This is a genomic window from Cetobacterium sp. NK01 (assembly GCF_024506395.1).
GTDB lineage: Bacteria > Fusobacteriota > Fusobacteriia > Fusobacteriales > Fusobacteriaceae > Cetobacterium_A > Cetobacterium_A somerae_A.
Map to the genome: position 1 here is coordinate 670,289 of NZ_JANIBO010000001.1, position 12,965 is coordinate 683,253.

Below are 12,965 nucleotides of genomic sequence, written 5' to 3' on the forward strand. Positions count from 1 at the left end.
CAAATCAAATTTATTTAATAAATCTTAACTATTCAATAAATAAATTTTTTTAATATTACCAAAAAAAGAAAAAATATTTTTATTTTGTTCTTTTTTTCAGTATTGATTTATTGTATTACACCTGTTATAATATAAAAATAAATATTTTGGAGGAACAATATGAAAAAAATAATTTTACTATTTATGTTAATTTTAACTGCCTTAACTTTCTCAAAAGAAGATGATATTCAAGGAAAATGGATAACAGAAAAGGCAAAAAATGGAAACCAAATAATTGTTGAGTTTTATAAAATCAATAATAAATATTTTGGAAAAATAAATCAATTAACTATCCCTACATATGAAAAGGGTCATAAGTTAGAAGGAAAAAATAAGATGGATTTAGCTAACCCTGATGAAAAACTAAAAACAAGACCTCTTGTTGGTATAAATTTTGTTAGTGATTTCACATACAATACTGAAAAAGATAGGTTTGAAAATGGATTTATTTATAATCCAGAAAATGGAAAAACTTACTACTGTTCTATCTCTTTTAAAAATCCAAATACTATTGTTGTAAAAGGAAGTTTAGATAGATCTGGATTTATAGGTTCTAAACAAATTTGGAAAAAAATTAAATAGCTATAATAAAAACCTCCTAAAATATTAGGAGGTTTCATTTTATACGACTAAATTTAATTAAGGTGGCTAATTTTATTTTGCTTTCTTTTCAGTTTTTTCTTCGTTTTTCTTTTGCATAGCTAAATATTTCTCTGGCCCATAGTAAGCTCTTAAGTACATTTCTCTTAAATCACTCATTAATGGATATCTTGGATTTGCTCCTGTACATTGATCATCAAAAGCATCCTCAACCATTTGATCTAACTTAGATAAAAACTCTTGTTCTGAAATTCCGTACTCAGCTATTGTTGATTTTATTCCAATTTCAGCTTTTAATTCAGCAATCTTTTTTCTTAAAATTTTAGCTTTCTCTTCTGGTGTTTCATTTCCTTTTGTAAATCCTAAGTAGTCAGCTAACTTTGCGTAACACTCTTTTGCATGTGGATATTTATATTGTGCAAATCCTGCCATTTTAAATGGTCTATCTGTTGCGTTAAATCTAATTACTTCATCTAGTAATAAGGCATTTGCTACTCCATGAGGTAAATGGAATGCTGCTCCTAATTTATGAGCCATTGAGTGACATATTCCTAAGAATGCATTTGAGAATGCCATTCCAGCCATACATGATGCATTTGCCATTTTTTCTTTAGCTTTTACTGCTAATGCTCCTCCTTTTACTGATTCAGGAAGATATTTAAATGTTAATCTTGTTGCTTCTAATGCTAATGGATTTGTAAATTCTGAAGCCATTATTGATACATATGCTTCTATAGCATGAGTTACTACGTCTATTCCTGATGCTGCTGTTAATCCAGCTGGCATTGATAACATTAATTGAGGATCTACTACAGCTACATTTGGTGTAATTTCATAGTCAGCTAAAGGATATTTTACTCCTGTAGTATCATCTGTTATAACTGCAAATGGAGTTACTTCTGATCCTGTTCCTGCTGAAGTTGCAACTGCCCAGAATTCAGCTTTTTCTCCCATTTTAGGGAATTTAACTATTCTTTTTCTGATATCCATAAATGTCATTGCTAAATCCTTAAAGTTTACTTTTGGATGCTCATACATAACCCACATAATTTTAGCAGCGTCCATTGCTGAACCTCCACCTAAAGCTATGATTACATCTGGATTATAACTTCTCATTAATTCTGCACCCTTTTCAACAACACTTAAAGTTGGATCAGCTTGAACATCTGAGAACACTCTAAAATCTACTCCAATACTTTCTAAAACTGTAGTAATATGATCTGTATATCCTAAAGAAGCTAATTGTTGGTCTGTTACTATAACAGCTTTCTTCTTTCCTTTTAATTCTTCTAAAGCCACTGGAAGAGATCCGAATTTGAAGTATACTCTTTCAGGAATTCTAAACCATAGCATATTTTCTCTCCTTTTAGCAACTGTCTTTATGTTTATTAAATGTTTAACTCCAACATTTTCAGAAACAGCGTTTCCTCCCCACGATCCACATCCTAATGTTAACGATGGTGCTAATTTGAAGTTAAATACATCTCCTATCGCTCCTTGAGCTGCTGGCATATTTATTAGAGTTCTACCAGTTTTCATTGTTTTTCCGAATAAATCAATTTTATCTTTTGCAACTAACTCATCTGCATATAAAACTGATGTATGTCCCATTCCACCAAGCTCTATTAATCTATCAGCTTTCTTTAAAGCATCCTCAAAGTTTTTAGCTTTATACATTGCTAAAACTGGTGATAACTTTTCGTGTGAGAATGGTTCTTCTAACTCAACTGATTCAACTTCTCCTATAATAACTTTTGTATTTTCTGGAACATTTACTCCTGCCATCTGAGCTATTTTATAAGCTGATTGTCCTACGATATCTCCATTTAAATGTCCATCTATAACTATTGTTTTTCTTACTTTATCTACTTCTTCACCTTTTAAAATATAAGCATTTCTTGCTAAAAATTCTTCTTTTACTTTATCATAAATTGAAGTTGGAATTATTACAGCTTGCTCAGAAGCACATATAACTCCATTATCAAAAGTTTTTGATAATAAGATTGAGTTTACTGCCATTTTTATATGTGCAGTTTCATCTATTATTACTGGTGTATTTCCTGCTCCAACTCCAATTGCTGGTGTTCCAGATGAATAAGCAGCTTTAACCATTCCTGGTCCTCCAGTTGCTAATATTAAATCTGCCATTTTCATTAGATCATTAGATGCTTGAACTGATGGTTCTGCAATCCAACCTATTATATCTTTTGGAGCTCCTGCTTTTACTGCTGCCTCTAAAACTATTTTAGCTGCTTCAATTGTTGCATTTTTTGCTCTTGGATGTGGAGAAAATATAATTCCATTTCTTGTTTTTAAAGCCAATAGTGCTTTAAATATTGCTGTTGATGTTGGATTAGTTGTTGGTACAATACCTGCAATAACTCCAATTGGTTCAGCTATTTTTTCAACTCCATAAGCTGCGTCAACTTCTATAGTCCCACAAGTTTTTGTATCCTTGTATGAATTATATATATATTCTGAAGCAAAGTGATTTTTTATAACTTTATCTTCAACAATTCCCATTCCAGTTTCTTCAACTGCCATTTTAGCTAATTTTATTCTAGCATTATTAGCTGCTAATGAAGCTTCTCTAAAAATTTCATCCACTTGTTCTTGAGTAAATTTTGAATACTCTTTTTGTGCTAATCTTACTTTTTCTATTGTATTTATTAATGTCATAAACATCACTCCTATGTGAATTTTTATTTTATAATGCTAGTATACTTGTGTTTTAGTGTTTTTAAAAGTTTTTTTTCGCCTATTTTTAAAATTTTTAACCATCACTTTTTAACCATTTTTAACTTTTAGACCCATTATTCAAATTTATATCACCTTTATTAGACTTTTTTCCATTATTGAGGTATAGTCTATTAAGCTTTATTTTATTGAGAAGGAGAGATAATTTTATGATAAAAAACTATTTAGATAACATATCTTTTAAAAATTTAAATTTATCGGAAGATTTCAAAAAATTTCTAATTAATAATTTGAATTTTGATCAATTAATGGCCGTAATAAATTTAAATGGATATTTTTTAGTTCTTGCAGGAGCTGGTTCTGGTAAAACAAGAGTTATAATTTATAGAGCTCTTCTATTGCTTGAATTGCAAACTCCATCTAATAATATTCTAATTTTAACTTTTACTAGAAAAGCTATTATCGAAATTAATGATAGAATTTTAACATTTTTACCAACCTCTAATATACATATAGAAACTTTTCATTCTTTAGCATATAAATTTTTAAAAAAATATAGTCAAAATAAATTTTTTAAACTATTAACTATTGATGAAATTATTACTTTAAGCAAAAAATCGATCTACTATAAAGATATTAAAAAATTATTTTGTCATGATTTTATAGTAAACTTTCTCTCTGTTTCAAAAGAAATATTTTTTAAAAGTTATACATTTAAAAAACTAGAAAAAAAACAACAATTAATTATTAAAATGTTTTTTCAAGATTTAGATAATTTAAAAAAAATAGAAAATTTTTATACTTTTGACGATTTGCTTATTAATTTCTATAATTTATTAAAATTAGATTTATTGCCTTTAACATTTCAATATATTATGGTTGATGAATATCAAGATACTGATAAAATTCAAGTGGATATTTTAAAATTACTTTCTAAAACAGGAAACTTAATGGTTGTTGGTGATGATTATCAAAGTATATACAGTTTTAAAGGAACCTTAATAGATAATATATTAAATTTTTACAATGATTTTTCTTCTGCTAAAACTATAACTTTAAAAAAAAATTATAGAAGTACACATGAAATAGTGACTTTATCTAATGAATTTTCTAAAAATTTAAAGCAATGCTTCCATAAAAAACTAATATCTGAAAATATATCCTTAAAAAAACCTACTTTAACTATTTTTAAAAATAGCTTAGATGAAATTAATTTTATTTACAATCAAATTAAAAATATTTTGAAAAAAGATAATAATATTACAATTGGAATTCTTTTTAGAAATTATATTTATATGGAAGATTTTATTAAATTTTTCAAATCTTTAAACTTAGAGTTTTATATATCACCAAATCCTTTTTTAGAAAATATTTTTAAAAATATAAATTTTTCATCTAATTCTAATGATAAAATAAGTTTTTTAACTATTCATAGCTCAAAAGGCCTTGAATGGGATTATGTTTTCATTCCACTTCTTCTTGATGGAATCATTCCAACATCTATAGGTAACTTTAATTATGAAGAAGAAAAAAGACTTTTCTATGTAGCTTTAACTCGTGCTAAAAAAGAGATATTTTTATCCTATCCTCTTTCTTATTATAATGATTTTGGATTCTTTAATGTACCCTCTCCATTTATAGAAACAATTTCTTCAAATTTTATTAATATTAAAAGAGGATAGTCTATCTTGAACTATCCTCTTTTAAATTCTATTATAAATTTTTCTATTCCAATACTCTCTTCTATTCCACCATTTTTTATTAAAAATTCAACTTCTAAAAGGTCTTCAATTTTTTCTAATAAAAATAATTCATTAAATAATGAAGCATACTTTAACTTTAAAAAAATAGGATATTCTCTTATAAATCCTCTGTTATTTTTAAAATATCTCTTTATTTTTTCATAGACATTTGCTTTAAAATCATTATAAGACATATTTTCTCCTAGTTCACCTATTTTCTTTAGACTTATTAGTTTTAGTATTAAATTTAACTCTTCTGAAACTAAATATAAAAATAGCATATATTCTTTAGTTTTTTTTAAATATTCTAATAATACACCTTTATTATCAGAATTTAAAAATTCTTCAACAAGTTTTTTCAAATTGTATTCATCGCTTATTGATAAAATTGGTAACACTTGCTCTAATATGAAATTTTTTCCTCCAAGAAAATTCTTTATTTTTTCAACTTCATTTTTTACTTTAAAAAAATCATCTCCCAGTACCTCAGCTAATTTTTCCGCTTCATATTCAGATACTTCTAATTCTTTCTCTATAAAAAATTGAACACCCTTTTTTTCCATAGATTTTCTTGCCACAATAATTTTTCCTAATTTTTCTGCATTTGTCAAAACTTTTTTACCAACTTCATTAAATGCTTTGCCAAAATCATTTAATTCCTCTTCATAAGTAATTATGATTTCTTTTTTTCCTAAATCATAATCCCCAATTATTTTTAATAATTGATCCAATTTTTTATATTTTTCAGCTCTTTTTAAAACAAGCAACTCTTTCGATGCAAACATTGAATTTATTGAAATACTCTCTAAAAAATTTTCTTCCTCTCCTTGAGAAGCATCATAAATTTTTGTTGGAATATTAGGATTTGACTTTTTTATTTTCTCTAATAATTCTTCATATTTCAATGGAAGTGGTATATCACCATAAATAAAATAAAACATCTCTTTCTCCCTCTTCTTTTTTAGAATATTATAACATAAAAAAGAAAAGAGAGCATAGCTCTCTTTTAATTGATAGATTTTTTAGTTAAAATTTTCGAAGCATTTAAAACAGCTAATACAGATACACCTACATCTGCAAAAATAGCTAGCCATAGATTAGCAATTCCTAAAACTCCTAATATCATAACAACAATCTTAACACCTAAAGCAAATCCAACATTTTCTAAAACCACTTGGTTATTTCTTTTACCTAAATTTAAAGCTTCTATTATTTTATATGGATCATCATTCATTAATACTATATCTGAACTTTCTATTGCAATATCGCTCCCTATCTTTCCCATAGATATTCCTATATCAGCCATTGCCAGAACTGGAGCATCGTTTATTCCATCTCCTACAAATATAGTTCCTTTTTTACTTCTACTTTTTATTTCTTCTAATTTATTTACTTTATCTTGTGGGAGAAGATTAGTACAAATTTTATCCTCATCAATTCCCAATATTTCTCCTATATGTTTTCCAGTTTTTTTATTATCTCCTGTTAACATATAGACATTAATTCCCTGTCCCTTCAATTCATCAACAGTCTTTCTAGACGTTTCCTTTATTTCATCTTCCACAAAAATTCTTCCTATAAGTATAGAATCTACTGCTACATAAACCACCGTTCCAAAAGCTTCTAATATATTAATCTCAATTTTATGACCTTCTAAAAATTTTTTACTCCCTACTAAAATCTCTTTACCATTATATAATGCATTTATACCATAACCTGCTTTTTCATTATGTCCTTGAATATCCCATTCAAAAACTTTTATATCACCATAATTTAATATTGCCTTTCCTATTGGGTGATTAGAATAAAACTCTCCTGCTTTAGCATACTCTAAAACTTCATTTTCTGTCCCTTTTATAACCTCAACCTTTGTAACTTTAAAACTACCTTTTGTCAATGTTCCTGTTTTATCAAATACTACTGTGTCTATATTTTTTAATCTTTCTAAATAATTACCACCTTTTATCAATATACCATCCTTAGATCCTTTACCAATTGAACTAAAGAATGTTAATGGTACAGATAAAACTAAAGCACAAGGACAAGAGATTACCAAAAATATTAAAGCTCTACTGAACCATAATTTAAAATTTCCATCATATAACAACGGTGTTCCAAATCCTATAATAATAGCTAATAAAACAACTATTGGAGTATAGTATCTTGCAAACTTTGTTATAAACTTTTCTGCTTGAGCTTTTTTACTTCCCGCACTTTCTACCATTTCTATTATTCTATTAACTGTAGATTGAGAGTACATCTTAGTAACTTTAAATTCTATTGTTCCATCTATATTTATAGATCCACTTAAAATTTCAGTTCCAATCTCAGCCATAATAGGAATCGATTCTCCTGTTAATGCTGATTTATCTAGTGTTGTTGTACCTGAAATTATTACACCATCTAACGGAACCCTTTCTCCAGGTTTCACAACTAATATATCCCCTATATTTACTTCAGAGGGATCTACTATTTCTATAGAACCATTTTTATTTTTTAAATTAGCAAAATCTGGCTTTATACTCATTAGCTTTTCAATAGATTTTTTAGAATTATTTACTGCCATATCTTGGAAAAACTCTCCAATCTTATAAAAAATCATAACTCCAGCAGCTTCTCCAAAATCTCCTAATCCTAAGGCTCCAACTGTAGCAATACTCATTAAAAAGTTTTCATCTAAAAATTTGCCTCTTTTTATATTTTTTAAAGCATTCAATAAAATATCATAACCAGATAAACCATAAGCTATAATTAAAATTATATCTTTTTGTAAACTTTTCGACAATGTTAATCCTACTACAAAAAGTGTTATTCCTACTGTTAAAATTATTAAATCAATTTTTGATATTAATTCTTCACCATGAGTATGATTATCTTCATTTTTATTTAAATGATTGCTAACTGTAGAATCATCATCAACTTTTTTAAAATATGTTCCTGGTTCAACTTTATCTGCAATTTTATTTAGCTTTTCAATAAGATCTTTTTCCTCTATATCTTTTTCTAAAGTAAACTTTAATTTTTTAGAATAAAAATCTACATTAACATCTTTTAAATTTTCCACTCTATCTAATTCATATTGAATTTTTGAAGCACATCCGCCACAATGTAGATTTACAATTTCATACTCTTTTTTCATACTCTCATCTCCTCAAAGAGGTATACCTATACCCCCTATATCTATAATCTTAAAATACCATAATTTACCATTTTTGTCAAAAATTTTTTGAATATTTTTCTCTTACAGAGTATAATATAGATTATTGAAAATAAGGAGTTTAATATGAAATACCTAAAAAATGATATTTTAAATATTTTTAAAGATAGTATTAATGATAATAATTTTATAAAAGGAATTTTTTCAAATCCTACAAAAGAAAGTTCTTATAAAAAAATAAATTTAAAACCTGTTCAAATAAAAGAAGATTTTTTTATACAGTTCGAAAGTTTTGTAAATAATAAGGCTTTTCATAAAAATGAACCTTTAGCTGATAGCTTTAACATTTTAGATGAAATTATTGATACATTTAAACAAATTTTAATAGTTACATCTAATCAAGAGATTCAAGTTTTACAAAATAAAAAAGGTTTTTCTATAAAAAGAAAAAATACTGAAAGTAAAACATTAGAACTTTCACACAATAAACAAAAAAATTATATTTTACAAGATAACACACCTATCCCATTTTTAATTAGACTTGGAGTTATGTCTGAAGCTGGAAAAGTTAGTAAAGAAAAATTTAATAAATTTAGACAAATAAATAGATATTTAGAATTTATTGAAGATACACTAAAAGAATTACAAGAAAAAAAACTTATTGGTAATTCAATGAAAATAATTGATTTTGGATGTGGTAAATCATACTTAACTTTTGCTTTGTATCATTATTTAAAAAATATTAAAAATTTAAATATTGATATTATCGGCTTAGATTTAAAAGAGGATGTTATCAACCATTGTAATATCATTGCTAAAGATTTAAATTTTAATAATTTACAGTTCTTAAAAGGAGATATTAAAGATTTTGATATTTTTAAAGATGTTGACTTAATATTCTCACTACATGCTTGTAATAATGCTACTGACTACTCTATTCTTAAAGGATTAGAATTAGGTGCTAAAGCTATTTTAGCTGTACCTTGCTGTCAGTCAGAAATAAATCAAAAAATAGATAAATCCCCAACAACAGAATTAAAAGGAGTTCTATCGCCTTTTGGGAATCATGGTATTTTACAAGAACGATTTAGTTCTTTAGCTACAGATGCACTAAGAGCTCTTTCTTTAGAACTTTGTGGTTATAATACAAAAGTTATGGAATTCATAGATATGGAACATACTCCTAAAAATATTCTAATCAAGGCTATTTTAGGTTCTCCTTCAGAAGAGAAACTAGAAGAAAAAAGAAAAGAATATGATAGATACTTACAATTTTTAGGTGTTAATCCGCTTTTAGATAGTTTACTTAAAAATTATTTTAAAAAATAATATATCAGGAGATGATTTTTATGAACAAATTACTGCAAGACAAAATTTTTAGAGAACTTCTAAAGTTTCATTCTCAAGGAGATATCTTTGAAGAAAAAGAGATTATAACTCTTGGATGTATGGCTAATGGAAGCACAAAAGAACTACAAAAAAAAATCTTAACAACAATTGACTTACAGAATCTTTTACAAGACTATTCTTTAAATGAAATAAATGAAAACGCCTCTATCTTAGCAGATAAAGATCTTATAAAAATTAATCGAGTAACTACTACTACAAATAAAAATTATTTAGAACTTCTAGAACCTTTAGTTTCATTAGAAGATTTTTTAGATGAAATTTAAACTAATAAAGCAGATGGTCATAGACCATCTGCTTTTTAAGTTTCTAATAAATATAAAAAACCTCCAATTAATAAAGCTGGAATTACATTATATAAAGTAACTAGTAAAGCTGACTTTTTACTTAACGCTAACAATGGAAATAATGCATCTCCATCATTACAGATTGCATTAGCTACCAACGCTGAAAATGGAATTCCACCTGATATATAGATAGCAGCTAATAATATTTGAGGTCCACAACCTGGTATTAAACCAATAATGACTGCCCCAATTACTACTAAAAAACCCTTATTTTCTAAAAATAGTTTTAAGCCTTCAACTCCACCTATATATCTCAATAATATCTCATACCCTAAAAATGCCACAAAAACCCAACTTACTAAAAATGCAACCTCTTCTGCTGTGTGTATTAAAGTTTCTTTTATCGATCCTAATTTACTTTCAGTTTTATCAAAGTTACTACCTTGTATTCCTTTTCTGCTTAATAAAGTGTATAAAATACATAAAACTGTTCCTATACTTCCACTTATATTCATATATTCAATTACAAAATGACTTTCATTCATATGAGCATCCAATAAATGTTCTAAAGCAAAAGGAAAAGAGATTATCACCAAAAACCAAAAAACTTCATACCATATATTATGAGTTATTAAATATACATATTTAATATCTGTTCTTCTGTGTAAAATTTTATCAACTATATCCCCTTTTTTATGCGCTATATGTTTATGATGTTTATGTCCACTTTCTTCATTTACATATTCCTTCCCTTTTTCCATTTGCTTATTTTTATTTATAACTATGTTTTCACCAATCTTAAAATAATCTATAAATAAACCACAAATTACTCCAGTTATCCCACTTATTATTAATACTTTAAAGTATGCAGTTATATCTCCCACAATTAAAATAAAGGCAGCATCTCCCATTGTTGTTATAAAAGCTGCAACTAAACTTCCAAAAGTTACTTTTCCTAAAATATACATTGGAACTACAACTATTGCCCCTCCACAACCTGGAACTAGCCCTAATAACGCTGAAAAATAAACTTGATTTTTCCTATCTTTTTCTAATAGTTTTATTATTATTCCATTAAATTTGTAATCTATTAAACCAATTAATAATAAAGATATTGATACAAAAACACCAACTTTATAAAAAGTTTCTACAGTAACATTATAAAAAAGATAAATCCACTCCATTCTTTCACCTCGTATTACAAATTCTTATTATCTAATCTTGTTATACTTATTTTTTCTCTTATTCTTTTTTATAAAAAAAACCAGTGCTCTCACACTGGTTTTAATTCTACATTCTCTCTAATGTGTTTATTCCTAAAAGGTTTAATCCCTCTTTCAATACTGCTGCCGTTCTTTCAGCTAATAACAATCTTGAATATAAAGTTTCATCTTCTTGATTTAATATTGGACATGCATTGTAGAAGCTATTGAATTTTTTTGATAACTCAAATAAATAATCAGCTATTAAATTTGGTCTACAACTATCAGCTGCTTTCAATATAACTCCTGGGAATTGTGTTAAATGATGAGCTAAAGTTCTTTCTGTTTTATCTACAAACTTTATTGTAACATCCTCTTTAACATCTTTATTCTGCTCTTTTGCTCTTCTTAATATAGATTTAATTCTTGCATAAGAGTATTGTAAATATGGAGCCGTATTTCCTTCAAAGCTTAAAATTTTATCCCATTCAAAAATAACTGCTGTTTGTCTATTTTGTGATAAATCAGCATACTTTATAGCTCCTGTTCCTACAACTTCTGCTATATTATCTTTTTCCTCTTCTGATAATTCTGGATTTTTCTCATTTACAATTTCATAAGCTCTTCTCTTACCTTCATCTAAAAGTTCCTCTAATCTAATTACATTTCCTTTTCTAGTAGAGAACACTCCATCAGCAAATCTCATTATTCCAAACCAAACATGTTGCTTTTCAACATTCCATCCTAACATATCTGTAATTCTAAAAAATTGTCTAAAGTGATCTTGCTGTCTCTCATCTGTTACATATATTAATTTATTTACATTATAATTAGCTAATCTAAATTTAACAGTTGCTATATCTGAAGTTGCATATAAAAATGCTCCATCTTTCTTTTGAACAATACAAGGATGTAGTTTCTCTTCCTCTGGGAAAAATACAACTTTTGCTCCTTGATCTTCAACTGCTATTTTCTTATTTTCTAACTCTTCAACTACTCCTGGCATTAAATCATGATAAAAAGATTCACCATAATATGTATCAAAGTTTATTCCCATTCTATTATATAACTTTGCATATTCATCTAGAGAAACTTTTATAAATTCTTGCCATAATCTATAATTTTCCTTATCACCATCTTGAAGTTTTTTTAACTCTTCTCTAGCTTGATCTTCAAGTTCTGGATTTTCCTCACTTTGTCTTGTAAACTCAACATAAACTCTTTCTAATTCTTCAATAGCATTTTCTTTATAAGCCTCTTGATTAAGCCAGTTTCTGTATCCTATTATTAGTTTTCCAAATTGAGTTCCCCAATCTCCAATGTGGTTATCTGCCACAACATTATAACCTAAATACTTATACATTCTTTTAATCGAATCTCCGATTATAGTTGATCTTAAATGACCAATATGCATTCTTTTTGCTATATTCGGTGAAGAGTAATCTATTATTACATCTCCTTCTATATTAAGGCCTTTAAATTCATAATCTTCTTTTGAAATCTTTTTAACTAAATCTCCTAAATATGAATCTTTTAAAAATATATTTAAAAATCCTGGTCCTGCAATCTCTATTTTATCAATTACACTATTTTCAACTATGTTATTTACAACATTCTCGGCAATAGCTCTTGGATTACCACCAATTATTTTAGAATTCATCATAGCAAAATTTGATTGAAAATCTCCAAATTTTTCATTTGTTGCTACAGTTATCTCTATTGGTTTTAAATCTTTATCTGGATAAAGATTATTTACTGTTTCTAATAAAATTATTTCTATTTGTTTTTCAATAGTTAACATTTATTCTCCTTTCATCGTGAAATAAAAAAAAAG

The 12,965-nt window shown here is 26.8% G+C and carries 9 protein-coding genes; 4 read left to right on the forward strand and 5 right to left on the reverse strand.

Annotated elements, in window-relative coordinates:
• The first annotated feature begins 159 nt into the window (after nucleotides 1–159).
• On the forward strand, nucleotides 160–621 hold the full coding sequence (locus tag NON08_RS03275) for a DUF2147 domain-containing protein (protein WP_256690061.1): 462 nt from the start codon (nucleotides 160–162) through the stop codon (nucleotides 619–621).
• 72 nt (nucleotides 622–693) lie between these two features.
• Here NON08_RS03275 and adhE read toward each other — a convergent pair whose 3' ends face one another.
• Nucleotides 694–3,318, reverse strand: coding sequence for a bifunctional acetaldehyde-CoA/alcohol dehydrogenase (gene adhE / locus NON08_RS03280; RefSeq protein ID WP_256690062.1), 2,625 nt, complete (start codon nucleotides 3,316–3,318; stop codon nucleotides 694–696).
• Between the two features lie 227 nt (nucleotides 3,319–3,545).
• On the opposite strand from adhE, the gene NON08_RS03285 reads away from it, so the two are divergent.
• The gene (locus tag NON08_RS03285; protein WP_256690063.1) at nucleotides 3,546–5,018 is read left to right on the forward strand and encodes an ATP-dependent helicase; all 1,473 of its coding nucleotides are present in this window, start codon (nucleotides 3,546–3,548) and stop codon (nucleotides 5,016–5,018) included.
• Nucleotides 5,019–5,029: 11 nt separating this feature from the next.
• Here the strand turns inward: NON08_RS03285 and NON08_RS03290 are convergent, their stop codons facing one another.
• Together NON08_RS03290 and NON08_RS03295 are read right to left on the reverse strand one after the other, a co-directional pair.
• Nucleotides 5,030–6,019 carry a hypothetical protein gene (locus NON08_RS03290; protein WP_256690064.1) on the reverse strand — a complete coding sequence of 330 codons (990 nt, stop codon included), beginning with the start codon at nucleotides 6,017–6,019 and terminating at the stop codon, nucleotides 5,030–5,032.
• A gap of 65 nt (nucleotides 6,020–6,084) precedes the next feature.
• Complete coding sequence (locus NON08_RS03295; RefSeq protein WP_256690065.1) at nucleotides 6,085–8,217, reverse strand: heavy metal translocating P-type ATPase; 2,133 nt, start codon at nucleotides 8,215–8,217, stop codon at nucleotides 6,085–6,087.
• Nucleotides 8,218–8,361: 144 nt separating this feature from the next.
• Here NON08_RS03295 and NON08_RS03300 point away from each other — a divergent pair, with 144 nt between their 5' ends.
• Both NON08_RS03300 and NON08_RS03305 read left to right on the forward strand, forming a co-directional pair.
• Nucleotides 8,362–9,564: a class I SAM-dependent methyltransferase gene (locus NON08_RS03300; protein ID WP_256690066.1), complete on the forward strand. Its 1,203-nt coding sequence runs from the start codon at nucleotides 8,362–8,364 to the stop codon at nucleotides 9,562–9,564.
• A 20-nt stretch (nucleotides 9,565–9,584) separates the two neighbouring features.
• Nucleotides 9,585–9,908, forward strand: coding sequence for a hypothetical protein (locus NON08_RS03305; RefSeq protein WP_040405967.1), 324 nt, complete (start codon nucleotides 9,585–9,587; stop codon nucleotides 9,906–9,908).
• A 35-nt stretch (nucleotides 9,909–9,943) separates the two neighbouring features.
• Here NON08_RS03305 and NON08_RS03310 read toward each other — a convergent pair whose 3' ends face one another.
• Both NON08_RS03310 and argS read right to left on the reverse strand, forming a co-directional pair.
• On the reverse strand, nucleotides 9,944–11,113 hold the full coding sequence (locus NON08_RS03310; protein WP_256690067.1) for a putative manganese transporter: 1,170 nt from the start codon (nucleotides 11,111–11,113) through the stop codon (nucleotides 9,944–9,946).
• A gap of 106 nt (nucleotides 11,114–11,219) precedes the next feature.
• On the reverse strand, nucleotides 11,220–12,932 hold the full coding sequence (gene argS / locus NON08_RS03315; protein ID WP_256690068.1) for an arginine--tRNA ligase: 1,713 nt from the start codon (nucleotides 12,930–12,932) through the stop codon (nucleotides 11,220–11,222).
• Nucleotides 12,933–12,965: the final 33 nt, after the last annotated feature.